This is a genomic window from Finegoldia magna ATCC 29328 (assembly GCF_000010185.1).
Classification (GTDB): domain Bacteria; phylum Bacillota; class Clostridia; order Tissierellales; family Peptoniphilaceae; genus Finegoldia; species Finegoldia magna_H.
In genome coordinates this window covers 91,555-106,593 of the sequence record NC_010371.1, presented here as the reverse complement: position 1 = coordinate 106,593, position 15,039 = coordinate 91,555, and the positions used below count along the sequence as shown (strand labels likewise).

The window sequence follows — 15,039 nt, the reverse complement described above, 5'->3', positions numbered from 1 at the left end:
AAGTTATCCCCTTTAAAAAAATATGAAAAATTTAAGAAATTATATTTCAAGCTTCATATTAATTGTCATAATGTTTGTATCAGCTTTTTATTTGTATAATATCGAGGTTGTTTCTAAGAATCAAGAAAGATTGAAGATTGAAGAATTTAACAAGAGATTAGACAATATCAAAGTTGAAGAAAAAAAAGATAATAGTAGTTTATCCGTTGCCAAGGCTTTAAATACACCAGTAGGTATTTTAAATGTGCCGGATATCAACTTAAACACAACAATATATAACAACTCTTTGGAAAAGTCATTAAATGAGGGTTGTGGAATTATTGAGGGAACGGGGGATATCCTAGATACAAAAGGTCAAAATACAATTCTAACAAGTCACAATGGATCATCTGTTAAAGACTTATTTACAAATTTAGATAGATTAAAAATAGGAAATAAATTCTATATCAAAACAACTGACAACAAGATTCGTGAGTATACGATCATAGACAAAAAGGTTGTTTCACCTGCAAGTGAATTACAATATTTCAAAAAACCAAATAAGGATGAAAAGTATATAACTTTAAGAACATGTACGCCGACAGGAATAAATTCACATAGATTACATGTTCTAGGTAGATTTAATAAGGAGATTAAAAAAATACCTTCTCCAAAGTTTATCTTGTCAAAATTTGAAATATTCCTAATAATAATCTTTCTAATATGTTTAATATTATTAATATCAAACATTAGACAATTTTTAAAAAATAAAAGAAAGGAGAGATAGTGTGAAATCAAAAAGATTACTAAAGGTTTTGACGTTATCAACGTTATCTTTGGCTATGCTTATTCCACAGCTGACTTTTGCAAGTGGTATTAATAATATTAATATCACAAGTAAAACGCAAACAGAGGAATTTACTATCTACATTCATAAACTGATGTATAAAAACAAGATAAATGATTTTATCAAAAACACAGGCGATGAATTAAAAATAGATAATCCTGATGTAAAGCCATATAACAGACAAAAATATGGTGATGTCGGTTTTTCTCTATATAAAGTAGACAATTCTGTTTTAAAAGTAGAAAAAGATATGTTTAAAATAGCAGATGAAGTGGGAAAAGCAGTATTAGATAATAAGAAAACATCATTTAAGTTCTCTAAGATAAATGATGAAATAAAGGTAAATGATGAAGGGATTTCTAAAATAGAGATTAAAAACCCAAAACATGATGATTTGTATGTTTTAGTCGAAACTACAAGCCCTACATCTACTATTAAGAGATCAAAGCCAATATGTTTTAGTATTCCATATAATGGCCATACTAAACAATTACACTTATATCCTAAAAACCAAATAAATCCAGCAAATAATTTAAGTCTAGATTTCTTTAAATTTGCACAAGATAATAAAGAAAATGAAGAAAAACCTTTAGACGGTGCAAGATTTAAGCTATATTACGGAAAAGCAAGTGATATCGAAAACGCAAAAGTTGTAAAATCATTCGATAAAGATATGATTTTAGAAACAAAAAACGGAAAGATTACTCTTAATAATCTAGTCAAGGGCAATTATTTCTTAGTTGAACAAGCTGTAGATTCTCTTGTTGATGATTTAAAAAAAGATAACGACAATTCTAAGTATTTAGTTAGCGGTATTTCAAAATTAGATTCTAATAATAAGTTATCGTTTAGTGTAGATGAAAATGGAAATATCAACAGTTCAAAAGAGTTTAAACACTTTGTAAATTACGAAAGAGCGTATTCTAATAAAAGAATCGTTAACGAAACAAAATCTAAAGACTTATCTAAAGTAAAAAAGAACAATTACGCAATATTTGAAGACATAGATTTTAGAATAGATGTAGATGTTCCAAAAGACATTAAAGATTATTCCAAGCTAGTTGTAAAAGATAAGTTGGTTTTAGGAGACAACATAACAGATCACCTAGAATATATTGAAAATTCTTTTACCATAAAATCAAAAACGTCATTACTTGAAAAAGATAAAGACTATAAAATAGCTTTTAACAAGGATAAAAACGCATTTGAAATTAGTTTTATCGACAATGAAAATTTACAAGATAACATAGCGATAAAATACAAGGCACAGTTTAAAAACAAAAACAACATAGTTGCTAATGGTGACTATAAAAACAAAGTTGAATTCGTGTTTAACAACTCAAAATATAACAACAATAAAGACAGAGTTGAAAATAAAGAAACTAAGTTTACAACTTATGGTTTTAAGGTCAAAAAAGTTAATGATACCATTTTTGAAACTAATAAAAAAGGTTTAAAAGGTGCTGAATTTATATTAGAAAACGAAAAAGGCGAAAAGTTTGTAGGCTTTAAGGAAAACGAAAAAGGAAAAGCGATAAGCTTTGAAAAGGTTGACGATAATAAAGCGTATAAATTTATTTCATCAGATGATGGAAGTTTTAATGTTGTAGGTTTATCTTCTGGTATATATTATCTTAGAGAAATAAAAGCTCCTAGTGGATATAGGTTATCAAAAGACACTAAGACAAAGATTGTAATTAAAGATGATAGTGTTAAAGACGGAACAATTAAAGATATTGTAAACTCGAAAGATGGAGAACTCGTTGTAACGGGTAAGGAAGATTTAATAAAGACAGTTGCAATAGCTGGTGGCTCTTTAATGTTAATATCGGTATTTTATATCAAACTTAAAAAAGATGAAAAAGAAAAAGCTAAATAATGGTTTAAAAATATTTGTTAGATTAGGCTTAATAATGGTAATTATTTTTACCATTATGCCAATCTATCAAATTAGAATCTACAATCATAATAGACAACAAAAAACTATCCAAGCTTTTGAAAAACAATTTGAAATTAAAGACAATGATAATACAAATATAGCTAAAAATCTATTAAAAGTTAAGGGGGTTTTGTATATCCCTAAAATAGATGTTAAGCTTCCGATATATGAAGATGTTAGTGAAATGGCTTTAATAAATGGTGTAGGAAGTATTGAAGAATACGAGAACACAAATAATGAGGTCTTGACTAGTCACAATGGCTTATCTGATAGTGTCTTATTAATGAACATTAAAGACTTAAATAAGAAAGATAAATTCTATATCAAAAACACCAAAAATGAAATAGAACAGTTTTCTGTCATCGAGAATAAATTAGTAAGCCCTGACAATGAGCGTAATTTTATTGAAAAATTTAACGACAACAACAAGTACGTTACACTTAGAACATGTAGTTTAGATGGTGCTAACAGAATTCATGTAATAGGGAAAAAGACTAAATTTAGTGGCAGTATGGATAAGTTTAAATTTAAAATATCGATCTACGAGATTGTCCTATTATCAATATCGGTTTTAGCTTTATTGTTGTTAATTTTAAGTTTTGTTGGTAAAGGAGAAAGACATGAAAAAAATTAAAATATTATTTCTATGCTTAATTATGTGCTTATCTTTTTCTAGCTTTAAAAATACAGATGATTCAATAAACTTCGTGATAGAAAATATAGATTCACAGAAAAACCCAATTAAAGGTTTTGAGTACGAAATATCTAATCAAACAAAAGATAGAAAATCTGTAATTGACATGAAAAACAAGTCGAAAGAAACAGTGAAATTAGAAAAAGGCGAATATGTCATTAAGGAAAAAGCAACAGCAAATGGTTTTATTAAATCTAAAGATTTTTTGTTTACAGTAGACGATAAAACACCAAAAACTGTAAAATATTTTCCAAAACATATTGCAATAGTTAAGGAAAATAAAACAAATAAGAAAACACCTAAAGATAATAATAAAATAAATCAAGTTCAAGAAAAAACTACAAACACTAAAAAGACAAACAAATACGCAAAAACAAATATTAGTAATTTTGGTTTTATTATACCTCTAGTATTAGGTATGGGTATGGTAATTACACCTTTAGTGTTTGGAAAAAGAAAATTTAGATATGAAAAATAAGTTGGTTATAATGTTGGGTATTATGCTTATCTTGTTTTCTGCCATTCTCTATTTTAAATCTGACGAATTAATGGAGAAAATAATACTATATAATACATCTTACAAAGAAAACTCTGAAATAGGATTAATACCCGATTATAATGAAGACAATGTTGAAATGTTGTCAGCAAGAACAATCTTAAAATACAAAGATGAAATGAACTTAGCTATGCCTAAAGGAAAACTAGTAATAGATCAAATAGGTCTAAACCTTAAAATCTATGAAGGCTTAAATAATGCTAATTTAATGAAGGGTGCTTGCGAACAACTTCCTAGGAATGAGGTTAGAATGGGTGAGGTTGGTAATTATATACTTGCCGGTCATTGCAGCAGATATAATAAAAAGTTTTTGTTTACATCATTACGCTACTTAAAACGAGGCGACGTTATTAAGGTTAGTGATAATGACAATGTGTACTTGTATAAGGTAAATTTTGTTAAAAGAGTAAATAAAAACGATACAAAGCTAATTAACGAAAACACAAATGAAAGGCTGATTACTTTGTACACTTGCGATGACGTTAATCATTTTTATCCCAAAAACAGAATAGTTGTAAGGGCAACATTAGATAAAGTCTATAAAAGAAAATAAGGGTTGGGTTTATACCTAGCCCTTATTTTTTCTTTCGGAAATTAGGCTTGATTATGTTATCATTGCGAAAAAATCAAATTTTTACAAATACGCCTTATTCGTGGGTATAACAATAATGTCAAAAAACCCACGATATTGATTGTGGGGGGGGTAGTCAGAGAAAATTAAAAAAACTTTAGGAGGTTTTTAATGAAAAACAAAAAAATGTTGAAAGTATTGTCTACATCATTCATATTGGGAACAATACTGATGACAAGTCCATCATTCGCTGAAATAGCAAATGATGATTTAGCACCTAATGTAGGTTTGGAAATTAGTGATAATATTGAAAGAGTACCAGTTAAAGCTACTGGTAGCGATGTAAGTAGTAATTTTTTAATTAAGAATTTTAAAATATCTTCAACAGACAGAAACCCTTATAATCCATATTCTAAAATATCTTTTGAATTAATTTCTAAATCCAACAAACCCTATAAAGCAGGGGATTATATTGAAATAAAAGTTTTAGGCTCTACTCTTTTACGTACAAGTTTTGATATTGTTCAAGATGGTGTCAAAATTGGTTATGTTACAAGTCGTACAGAAAATATAGTAAGGTCTAAAACTGACTCAAGTTATAGTACTGACACTAATGTTCCTAGAATACTTAAGGTTGTTTTTACCGACAAGATAGTTGATAGAAATGATGTCAAGTTGCACATAAATTGTGAAATTAGTCCGGGTTTACGTTATTCTATATCAGATTATGATCCTGATAGTAGAACCTTTAATTATTCTTATAAGTTTTTGATTGATGGTCAAAAAGAAGTCTCAACCAATATTTTTAATGCTCAAGCTACGTTGGTGTATCCGTTTGGGAACACCTATACTTATAATGATAAAGATTCTAATGGTTTTTATAAATCGTATCTATCTTTATCTTTAAGTAATGGTGGAGAAAAAGGTGGTTTAAAGAAAGATGACTTGAAAGGAGAAAAATTTACTTTAGAAATTGATAATGGTTTCGACATATCTTTAATAAAAAAAGGTGATACTATATCTTCTTCAAGTTCTTCTATTTATGAAAAAGATTATAATTCGAACAATCCATATAGTGTTGATTATTCTAAATCTGATTCAAGCGGTTCATTAAAAGTTATTGATGTAATTCAAGGTAAATATGGTGAACCGTCTAAGATAGTTGTTGAAGTAGAAAATTCTATACCTGTTGGTAAAAAATATATTTATCGTTTAAGTAATTTATCTTATAAAAAGTCAATAGATTTTAATAAACATGATGGTGGGGTTTCAAGTGGTGAACTCATAGCTAATGATAGTGCTTTTTGGGAATATTATAGCACTAGTATTACGAATATAGCAATAAATTCAAAGGATAATACAGGTTCTTCGACAGAGGTTAAAAAAGAAACTAAAGAAGAAAAGAAAACAGAAATTATTAAATATACTACAGAAACTAAACAAAATCCTAAGCTCAAAAAGGGTGAAACTAAAGTAGTTCAAAAAGGTGTTAATGGCACTAAAGAAATTATTTATAAAGTAACTTACGAAAACGGTAAAGAAACAAAGAGAGAGAAAATTTCTGAAAAAGTTGTTGTCAAACCAGTTAAAGAAATTACTGAAGTAGGTACTAAAAAGGTAATTCCTGCAACAGAGATTGAAGACATAGCGAAAACAACAAAGACTACTAAAGAAATAATCAAGGCTAAGGTTGAATATGAAGCTGATAAAACATTAGAATTTGGAAAGAAACAAGAAGTTAAAAAGGCTGTTGACGGCGAAAAAGAAATAACTACTGTATCTCAATCAGGCAAAAAGGATGTAGTGACTGAAAAAGTAATCAAGGATAAAGTTGATGGCGTAACAAAGGTAGGTAATAAGAAAGTTGAAGTTGAAACTAAAGATGGTGTTACAACAACAACTACAACAATCTATGAAGTGGAAAAAGAAACAGGCAAGCTTGTAAATCCTAAAGTTACAACTCATAAATCTACAAAGATAGGAACTATTGAAGATGTAGCTAAAACAACAAAGACTACTAAAGGAATAATCAAGGCTAAGGTTCAATATGAAGCTGATGGAACATTAGAGTTTGGAAAACAAAAAGAAGTTAAAAAGCCTGTTGATGGTGAAAAAGAAATAACTACTGTATCTCAATCAGGCAAAAAGGATGTAGTGACTGAAAAAGAAACTAAAAAGGCTATTGACGGTGTAACAAAGGTAGGTAATAAGAAAGTTGAAGTTGAAACAAAAGATGGCATTACAACAACAACTACAACAATCTATGAAGTGGAAAAAGAAACAGGCAAGCTTGTAAATCCTAAAGTTACAACTCATAAATCTACAAAGATAGGAACTATTGAAGATGTAGCTAAAACAACAAAGACTACTAAAGGAATAATCAAGGCTAAGGTTCAATATGAAGCTGATGGAACATTAGAGTTTGGAAAACAAAAAGAAGTTAAAAAGCCTGTTGATGGTGAAAAAGAAATAACTACTGTATCTCAAGCAGGCAAAAAGGATATAGTAACAGAAAAAGAAACTAGAAAGGCTATTGACGGTGTAACAAAGGTAGGTAATAAGAAAGTTGAAGTTGAAACTAAAGATGGTGTTACAACAACAACTACAACAATCTACGAAGTAGATAAAGAAACTGGTAAGCTTGTAAATCCTAAGGTTACAACTAATAAATCTACAAAGATAGGAACTATTGAAGATGTAGCTAAAACAACAAAGACTACTAAAGAAACAATTAAAGCTAAAGTTTCTTATGAAGCTGATGAAATATTAGAGTTTGGAAAACAAAAAGAAGTTAAAAAGGCTGTTGATGGCGAAAAAGAAATAACTACTGTATCTCAATCAGGCAAAAAGGATGTAGTGACTAAAAAAGTAATCAAAGATAAAGTTGATGGATTAACTAAAGTAGGTAATAAAAAAGTTGAAGTTGAAACTAAAGATGGCATTACAACAACAACTACAACAATCTATGAAGTGGAAAAAGAAACAGGCAAGCTTGTAAATCCTAAAGTTACAACTCATAAATCTACAAAGATAGGAACTATTGAAGATGTAGCTAAAAAGACAATTCCAGCTACAAAGATAGAAGATATAGCCAAGAAGACAATTCCAGCTACAAAGATAGAGGATATAGCTAAAAAGACTAATAAAAATGATGAAAAAGATAATAGTCATGAACCAAAGAAAGTTTCACATTTGCCAAAAGCAGGAGTAAACTCGGAAATATTGACGTTAGCTGTCGGGGCATTAGCTACAATAGGAGGTATAAGCTTATCTAAAAAACGTAGAAAATAATATTAGGAAAATAGAGGCTAAATAGAGGCTAAATCTTTCTAGCTTCTATTTTCTATTATTAGCCAAGAGTACTCCATTCTATAGCTTGCTATAGGTGGAGGTGAATTGGCATATTTAAACAATTAAATTAACAACATCTGAGTTATATGCTTAAATGTAATCCAGTTAAATGGATAGAGGGTGCAGTGAACCATCCTTATAGGAAAGACAACTTGTATTATCAAGTTGTTGGAGCTTATTAAAAAACTGTAGTTTTGTTTTCTACAAACAAAGAAACTCCACTCTATAGCTTGCTATAGGTGGAGAGGTTCATAAATTGGTACATTTTATAGAATTAATCGTTGTTGTGTCTTTATAAATCACGATATTTTAAAGATGTAAGTGAAAAATATGAAAAAATGTTTCAAATTTTTCCAAATATACCTAATTCGTGGGTATAACAATAGCGTACTGGAATAGCAATAAAATTGCTTGGAAACGAATTTGATTTTAAAAGCATAAATTTTATGCAAATTTTTAAAAAGGAGGAGACAAATTCCAACCTATAATAGGGTTTCCATTGTCAAAGAAACATGAAAAATAGTAAAAAGTTGTGGAAGGTAATGTCAGGAATTACGTTAGCTGCTACTTTGTTAGCACCAATCAACACATTTGCTGATGATTACTTAGGTGAAGTAGGAGATCCAGGTGCAGTTGAAAAATCTTATGATGATGCAGTAGCTGATTACTGGACTAAGAAATTCGCCGAAGAAGAAAAGGCTGAAAAAGAAGCTAAAGAAAAAGCTGAAAAAGAAAAAGAAGCTAAGGAAAAAGAATCTAAAAAAGATGTTAAAAAAGATTCTAAAGCTTTAGAAGAAGCTAAAAAACAAGCAATCGCTGATTTGAAAGCTAACGGAATTACATCTAAGTTGTTCTTAGATAAAATTGAATCTGCGAAGACTGTAGAAGGTGTTAAATCATTAAAGGCTGAGTTAATTAAAGCTCATAAGCAAGATCCACAAAAAGCTTTAGAAAAAGAATCTAAAGAAAACAATAACAAGAATTCTGAAAAAGAATACTTAGACAAGGCTGAAAAAGAATACAACAAGCTTTTCAAACAAGAAGAATTAAAGAAAGCTAAAGAACAAGCAATTGCAGAATTAAAAGCAAATGGTATTACTTCTAAGTTCTTCGTTGACAGAATCAACGCTGGAAAGACTGTAGAAGGTGTTAAGGCTTTAAAAGAAGAATTAATTAAATCTCATAAAAATTCTTCAAAAGATGTTGATAAAGCATTAGAAGAAGCTTCAAAAGAAGAATACAACAAATGGGTTAAAGCTGAACAAGACTATGAAAAAGCAGTAGCTGATTACTGGACTAAGAAGATTGCGGAAGATGAAAAAGCACAAGCTGATAAAAAAGCTGGTGAAAAAGCATTAGAAGAAGCTTCAAAAGAAGAATACAATAAATGGGTTAAAGCTGAACAAGATTATGAAAAGGCAGTAGCTGATTACTGGACTAAGAAAATCGCCGAAGATGAAAAGGCACAAGCTGATAAAAAAGATTCAGAAGTACAAGATGGATATGCAACATATGAAGAAGCTGAAGCAGCAGCTAAGAAAGCTTTAGAAAATGATAAAATAAATAACTCATATTCTATTAGCCAAGGTGCAGATGGAAGATACTACTATGTACTAAAGATTGAAGATAAAAAAGCTGGTGAAAAAGAAGCTGATAAGAAAGAAAAAGAAGAAGAAAAAGCTAAAGAAAATGTTGTAGAAAAAATTAAAAATCTTGAAAAAGCTTTAGAAAATTCTACAAAACAAAAAGAAGAATTAGAAAAGGTTAAGAAAGAAAAAGAAGAACTTTCTAAACAATTAGATAAATTAAAAGCTCAAATGAAAAAGGGCGAAAAGAAAGATGATAAAAAGGCTGGTAAGGATCAAAAAGCTGGTAAGGAACAAAAAGCTAATAATCCTAAGAAAGCTAATAAGAATGTAAAAGTGCAAAACAGAAAAACTAGATTGCCTAAAGCAGGTAGTGAAGCTGAAGTTGTAACATTAGCAGCAGCTGCTTTAACAAGCGTTGCGGGTGCTTTTATTTCACTTAAAAAACGTAAATAGTAAATAGTAGGTAGACATAATAACCAAAAATAATTATAATAGTAGTAAAAGTAGTTTAAACCTATACAATAAAAAAGAGTGGGGTCTTAATTGATTCCACTCTTTTTTACAATTTCTTTTTGGAAGTCTATATAGGCATTTAGAGAGTTTCCAGATAGAACATTGAACAATTCAATGTTGGTATTGTCGCCGTTAAAGATAGCGGTATAATCTTCAATTTGAAATTCTCCACAAGATATTACATAATCACCGTTAGGGTTTCTTAGAAACTTAATAGCGACATTTTCAAAAACTACACAGTCTTTTTCATCGGCTACAAATTTCTTTTCTTTTTCTTCGTCTTTAAGACGATTTTCGCTGTTTTCTTGTGGTTGGTCTTTAAACAAGTTTTTTTCTAAGTTTTTTTCAGCGATTTCTTGTCCTAATGATACTTTATCTTTTAGATAGTTGTAATAATTAGCATAGGCATTGTAGCTAATAAAATCTACATGCATTACATAAACATCGGGAGGATTTTTATAGTCAAATCTATTATCCTTCTCGTCTTTAATATTGAATTTAACACATCTTAATGGGGAATACAGAGATTGATTAGCAAAGGAATAGTATTTGTTAAAGTAATCAGTCATAGTAGATGGGTTTTCAAAGTTGGCATTTAAGCTATTACTTGTGTTCCAGTCGTTTATAGCATTTGTTAGGGCTTGTTCTGGAGATACATTTTTAAATTTATCTTTAGCTGTTTTGCAAGAGGGGAGAAGTAGAATTAAGAAAAATGTTAGTAATAAGGCTATTTTTTTATTCATTTTTTCCTCCTAATATTTTTAACATATTTGAATAAGTGTTTTTTTTAGCTGTGAAGACCCCGCTTTCACCGAGCATAGCTGATGGTCTTTTTTGATTATTAACTTTATAGATTATATTGTCGTTTTCGTCAATTCCTAGTTCTATTTGATAAGCTATTGACTTTTCAATTACATAAAAGCTGAAAAAAATGTACTTTTTATCTTTGTTTACCTTGTCTTTTAATTCTAAATCAGAAAATATATTTTCTTGTTTTTTTAATTTAACATTATTAAAACTTTCCATAAACTTATTTAAGTTTTTATTAAAAGTTTTTCCTTTTTGCTTTTCTTCGTGAGATATCTCTTTTAAATCGTGAAGCCCTTTGCTTTTAGATTCTTCTATTACATATTCGACAATATTCTCGCTTTTAAAAAATATTAAGTCTTTGCCTTTTAATTCTTTGTTAACATCTGTTCTTTTAAGTAATTTGTCTTGTTTTTCAATGATTTTATTAATATCATCTTCTTTTATTTCCTCAAGTGATTTATCTTTCATTGTGATTTCTTTTTGCTTTCTTGTAGTTTTTTCTTGTAAGATATCGGTATTAGCTTTGTTACAAGATGAGAGTGTTAATAAAGCGAGTATTATTAAAAATATTTTTTTAATCTTCATAAAAACTCCTTAAAATTACTTATACCAGCTCATTGATGTTTTGGCTAATTCAATGTATTTTTGACTTAAAAAGAATTTTTTTGCATCATTTCCAATACCAAATCCATACATAATTTCATACTTATGATTAGTCGTAAAGCTCATCAAGAACTGATCTTTAGTCATATCGTTATTCTCGAATTTAGTACCTATATATCGATCTTTTAATAAGCTCGATATGTTTCTAAACTCTAAATTGATATTGTTAACACTTATTTTGTATTCGTCTTTATCGTCTTTTATTTTGTTCATACCAAAAAGAGGGCGATTAGATAACATCATTCTCATCATTGCCCCTTCAAAGAATATTTTTATATTACCGTCTTGAAAGCATATTTTACCTTGCATAAGGGGATAATATGATGGTGGTAATATGGTGTTATCTTTTTTAACTATAATTCCGTACATTAGATTATATCCCTTTCGTTTATTTCACGATATAAATTGTACATTATATCTTTGATTTGCTCGTGCCAGTTATCTTTACTACAATAGTTGATATTCATTGCTTCTATTGAATAACCGTTAAAGAATTTACCGTCACTTGATAGGTAATTTCTTTTTATTGATTCAGCCACATAATCGATACAGTCTTCTTTTGATTCAAATGCGAAAGAATCTCCGTAAGGGTTTCTATCGTTTGAGTTATACCCAAAAAGATTATTTTTTTCTCTTGCAATTCTGCTATATCCATTACCAGATTCGAGCATTGCTAAAGATATAAGAAAAACACTATTAATACCATAATTTTCTTCAGCTTTATAAAAACTTTCTCCAAGGTTTTCTAAACCAGTATTTTCTAAAAGTTTATTTAATCCGTCAGATGATATGTATGTGATATGAACAGGATTATAAATCGGGCTACTATACATATCGTTTCTAAAACTTTCTACATTCTTAATCATTTGGCTTACTTCTTTTTTTCTGTATATTTCTTCTTTGCACTTTTCTATTAGCATAGATATTTGGCTGTTTTTTAAATATATTTCATTAACTTCATTACTACATGCAAAAGAGATCTGAGGGATCATTACTGTTGCCATAGTTAATGCGAGTATTTTATTTTTGATTTTCACTTTGAATTCCTCTTTCGTATAATTTTAAATTGCGTTTTTATTTTAAGGAAAACGGCCAATGAACCTCTCCACCTATAGCAAGCTATAGAATGGAGTACTCTTGGCGAATAATAGATATTATTGGCATTTTCCTTAGAAATCGGTGCAATCAATCCGATTTCTCCTGCATAAAGCAGGTGTAGTAGTATTTATCTTGCATTGTTGTTATACCCACAAAAACCATGGGTTTTTGTGGGATAGGTATAATTTTTAGAAAAAATGGGCTATTTTTTATCAGATATTTTTCCGATATATATATAGTAAGAATAAGATTTGTGATATATTATTATTAAGAAAGGGTGGTAGTAGTTATGGATTTAGGAATTTGGGGAGATATATTTTTAATATTTGTAGCATTGGGGATTATATCAATCGTATTTGCAATATTAGGCTTTATATTCAAACCGCTATTTTCAGTAGCAAGAGCAATATTTGAATTTTTTAAATTCATGTGCTTATGTATTTTGCATTTTCTAACGACAATTTTAGGATTGATACTTGAACCATTCGATAGACGTAAAATGGAAAAGAAGGCAAAATCAATTAAAAAGGATTATATGAAAGAAGATAATAATATGGATGAAACAATAATGACAGATTATTATAAAGTGGAAGAAGATAAAGACGATCCATGGAATTAAAAAAGCAGGCACTATGTTGTGCTTGCTTTTTTATATATAAAAAAATTTAAAAAAAGGTGTAATTAATTTTTCCAAAAGCAAAAGATTGCTTTATTTGGAATAAACACTTGGTCTTGTGTGTGATATATTTCGGTTCTATATATGCTATATGGATCATTTACGGTATATAAATTATCTTCATAGCCTGTTAGAACGATGAAATGACCACTATCAGTCCAGTAGTTATTAAGCGATGAGTTTTGGCTAAGTATTACAAGCCCTCCAGTTTTTAAGCAATTTCTTGCATCTTCTATACTGTAGCTAAACTGATAATCAAGACCGTATTTTCTAGCAACAGCAGGGAATAGTTCCCAAGATGAACCGTTATTTCCCATGTTGTATCCATTAAACATAGCCCAACTTGCTATTTCGTTAGGGTCTGTGTAGGTTTTAGTTAGTGTACTTACAACCATAGCAGCAGATGTCGGGCCACAGCCTGTGTTTTGAACTATTCCAAAGTCGCCATCACCGTATGGGGTATAGGCAAATCTAGGATCAGTTTGATTAAAGTATATAACATCTTGAAAACTCTGTTCTTTTTCATATTTTTCAGAAAGTCTGTGTTTTTTTTCTATTATATTATTAATTAAGAATTTTGTTTTTAGTGATTTATTGTCTAATTCGATTAATTTTTCTGTCATTTCATCGTTATCGATCTTTAGGTTAGTACTAGCATAACTATGAGTATTAACTAAACATGATAACAGTAGGCAAAAAATTAATATTTTTTTGTGTTTTTTAAGCATTTTATAACACCTCAAACAAATTTACATAATTTTGATTTAACAACAACCCTTACATATAAGGTTAAGAATATGTTCGGGTTGTTGTTCGCTTTTAGGAAAATTTCAACTTAACAAATTAGATTATATGATTACGCATTATTTATGGATTAACCCCAAAATAGAGGAGGGGGTTTTGTTTCAATGCTAATCGGCGTGTCGTGTGAAAAATATTTTTTTAAATGTCAAAGAATTACTATCGTAATGTTGTTTAGTTTTCTATTTAAGTTCCTGAAAGCTAAAATTTTAGGGAGAGATGGAAGTGCTATGAATTTAAACCAATGAAATTAAACAAATAAAGAAGTTTATTCTTTTTTCCATCTCTCACTAGTGTTATACCCAAGAATTTTATAAATTTCAAAAAAATCAAAAAAATTTTATCACTTTTTTAACTTAATGACAGTATTTCTTTCCTTTCCAATGATATTATTTTTCAAATAAATCTCAATTTTTCCAAAGTCCTATTTTTCTCGGGTATAACAAGAACAGAGAAATAAGGGAAACAGTCCTTTTTCAATATGTAAAGTTAAAGGAGTAGAAAATGAAAAGGAAAAGGAAAGATATATTTAAGCAAGAAACTATAGATAGCTATAGTAATAAAGTTAGATCACAGGGCGTAATAAGATTAAATTGCGGTGATTCTTCCGAATATAATTCAAAAGTAAAATCATATAGAAATTCAATAACGTTAGAATTGAACGAAAGATTGCCCGATGGAATGTTTGTTTTTTCATCTAAGTTTTTATTAAACCCTGCGGAAATCTATGTTTATGATGAGTCCTGCGAGGATATGTTAATCGATGTTATTAAAGAGCAAATCCTTCCTGTAAAAATGAGAGCAACATATTTGGATTGTAAACGTGTAATAAGCTTAATTAAGGATTTAGAAAAAGATTTACAACATATTCCAGAAGACATTTTAGATACTAAGGCAGATACGTTTAAGAAGATGGAAAATATAGAAAGAATGGTATTTGAATAATTGGTGA

The 15,039-nt window shown here is 29.1% G+C and carries 14 protein-coding genes; 9 read left to right on the top strand and 5 right to left on the bottom strand.

Translation table 11 applies throughout. The features are described 5' to 3' along the window. The first annotated feature begins 22 nt into the window (after nt 1-22). The 7 genes from FMG_RS09505 (at nt 23) to FMG_RS09130 (ending at nt 9,979) form a co-directional block, all read left to right on the top strand. Nucleotides 23-766 carry a class C sortase gene (locus tag FMG_RS09505; RefSeq protein WP_012289936.1) on the top strand — a complete coding sequence of 248 codons (744 nt, stop codon included), beginning with the start codon at nt 23-25 and terminating at the stop codon, nt 764-766. A gap of 1 nt (nt 767) precedes the next feature. Beyond that, nucleotides 768-2,705: a SpaA isopeptide-forming pilin-related protein gene (locus tag FMG_RS09155; protein ID WP_012289935.1), complete on the top strand. Its 1,938-nt coding sequence runs from the start codon at nt 768-770 to the stop codon at nt 2,703-2,705. 34 nt (nt 2,706-2,739) lie between these two features. Continuing rightward, on the top strand, nt 2,740-3,399 hold the full coding sequence (locus FMG_RS09500) for a sortase (RefSeq protein WP_158297420.1): 660 nt from the start codon (nt 2,740-2,742) through the stop codon (nt 3,397-3,399). After that, complete coding sequence (locus FMG_RS09145; RefSeq protein WP_012289933.1) at nt 3,386-3,937, top strand: SpaA isopeptide-forming pilin-related protein; 552 nt, start codon at nt 3,386-3,388, stop codon at nt 3,935-3,937. The genes FMG_RS09500 and FMG_RS09145 overlap by 14 nt, the downstream gene beginning before the upstream one ends. Continuing rightward, nucleotides 3,927-4,568 carry a class A sortase gene (locus tag FMG_RS09140; protein ID WP_148161038.1) on the top strand — a complete coding sequence of 214 codons (642 nt, stop codon included), beginning with the start codon at nt 3,927-3,929 and terminating at the stop codon, nt 4,566-4,568. The genes FMG_RS09145 and FMG_RS09140 overlap by 11 nt, the downstream gene beginning before the upstream one ends. A 189-nt stretch (nt 4,569-4,757) precedes the next feature. Beyond that, nucleotides 4,758-7,877, top strand: coding sequence for a G5 domain-containing protein (locus FMG_RS09135; protein ID WP_012289931.1), 3,120 nt, complete (start codon nt 4,758-4,760; stop codon nt 7,875-7,877). 602 nt (nt 7,878-8,479) lie between these two features. Continuing rightward, nucleotides 8,480-9,979: an albumin-binding GA domain-containing protein gene (locus tag FMG_RS09130; RefSeq protein ID WP_041250687.1), complete on the top strand. Its 1,500-nt coding sequence runs from the start codon at nt 8,480-8,482 to the stop codon at nt 9,977-9,979. Between the two features lie 86 nt (nt 9,980-10,065). On the opposite strand, the gene FMG_RS09125 is transcribed toward FMG_RS09130, so the two are convergent. The 4 genes from FMG_RS09125 to FMG_RS09495 are packed head-to-tail and all read right to left on the bottom strand — an operon-like array spanning nt 10,066 to nt 12,549. Further along, nucleotides 10,066-10,782: a hypothetical protein gene (locus FMG_RS09125; protein WP_012289929.1), complete on the bottom strand. Its 717-nt coding sequence runs from the start codon at nt 10,780-10,782 to the stop codon at nt 10,066-10,068. Continuing rightward, entirely contained in the window at nt 10,775-11,434 is a 660-nt protein-coding gene (locus FMG_RS09120; protein ID WP_012289928.1) for a hypothetical protein, read from the bottom strand. The genes FMG_RS09125 and FMG_RS09120 overlap by 8 nt, the downstream gene beginning before the upstream one ends. A gap of 15 nt (nt 11,435-11,449) precedes the next feature. After that, a complete protein-coding gene (locus FMG_RS09115) occupies nt 11,450-11,881 on the bottom strand; it encodes a hypothetical protein (protein ID WP_012289927.1) in 432 nt (143 codons plus the stop codon). Further along, nucleotides 11,881-12,549: a glucosaminidase domain-containing protein gene (locus FMG_RS09495; RefSeq protein ID WP_012289926.1), complete on the bottom strand. Its 669-nt coding sequence runs from the start codon at nt 12,547-12,549 to the stop codon at nt 11,881-11,883. The genes FMG_RS09115 and FMG_RS09495 overlap by 1 nt, the downstream gene beginning before the upstream one ends. 350 nt (nt 12,550-12,899) lie before the next feature. Between FMG_RS09495 and FMG_RS09105 the strand changes: the two genes are divergently transcribed. Then, nucleotides 12,900-13,229, top strand: coding sequence for a hypothetical protein (locus FMG_RS09105; protein ID WP_012289925.1), 330 nt, complete (start codon nt 12,900-12,902; stop codon nt 13,227-13,229). A 62-nt stretch (nt 13,230-13,291) separates the two neighbouring features. Here the strand turns inward: FMG_RS09105 and FMG_RS09490 are convergent, their stop codons facing one another. Beyond that, on the bottom strand, nt 13,292-14,014 hold the full coding sequence (locus FMG_RS09490; RefSeq protein ID WP_012289924.1) for a C39 family peptidase: 723 nt from the start codon (nt 14,012-14,014) through the stop codon (nt 13,292-13,294). A 577-nt stretch (nt 14,015-14,591) separates the two neighbouring features. Here FMG_RS09490 and FMG_RS09095 point away from each other — a divergent pair. Beyond that, on the top strand, nt 14,592-15,032 hold the full coding sequence (locus FMG_RS09095) for a hypothetical protein (protein WP_012289923.1): 441 nt from the start codon (nt 14,592-14,594) through the stop codon (nt 15,030-15,032). The last annotated feature ends 7 nt before the right edge of the window (nt 15,033-15,039 follow it).

Excerpts from the sequence above, each read along its gene's own strand:
- FMG_RS09125 (WP_012289929.1), bottom strand. The coding sequence starts at position 10,782 with ATGAATAAAAAAATAGCCTTATTACTAACATTTTTCTTAATTCTACTT.
- FMG_RS09105 (WP_012289925.1), top strand. The coding sequence starts at position 12,900 with ATGGATTTAGGAATTTGGGGAGATATATTTTTAATATTTGTAGCATTG.
- FMG_RS09115 (WP_012289927.1), bottom strand. The coding sequence starts at position 11,881 with ATGTACGGAATTATAGTTAAAAAAGATAACACCATATTACCACCATCA.
- FMG_RS09120 (WP_012289928.1), bottom strand. The coding sequence starts at position 11,434 with ATGAAGATTAAAAAAATATTTTTAATAATACTCGCTTTATTAACACTC.
- FMG_RS09095 (WP_012289923.1), top strand. The coding sequence starts at position 14,592 with ATGAAAAGGAAAAGGAAAGATATATTTAAGCAAGAAACTATAGATAGC.
- FMG_RS09135 (WP_012289931.1), top strand. The coding sequence starts at position 4,758 with ATGAAAAACAAAAAAATGTTGAAAGTATTGTCTACATCATTCATATTG.
- FMG_RS09490 (WP_012289924.1), bottom strand. The coding sequence starts at position 14,014 with ATGCTTAAAAAACACAAAAAAATATTAATTTTTTGCCTACTGTTATCA.
- FMG_RS09505 (WP_012289936.1), top strand. The coding sequence starts at position 23 with ATGAAAAATTTAAGAAATTATATTTCAAGCTTCATATTAATTGTCATA.
- FMG_RS09140 (WP_148161038.1), top strand. The coding sequence starts at position 3,927 with ATGAAAAATAAGTTGGTTATAATGTTGGGTATTATGCTTATCTTGTTT.
- FMG_RS09500 (WP_158297420.1), top strand. The coding sequence starts at position 2,740 with ATGGTAATTATTTTTACCATTATGCCAATCTATCAAATTAGAATCTAC.
- FMG_RS09130 (WP_041250687.1), top strand. The coding sequence starts at position 8,480 with ATGTCAGGAATTACGTTAGCTGCTACTTTGTTAGCACCAATCAACACA.
- FMG_RS09145 (WP_012289933.1), top strand. The coding sequence starts at position 3,386 with ATGAAAAAAATTAAAATATTATTTCTATGCTTAATTATGTGCTTATCT.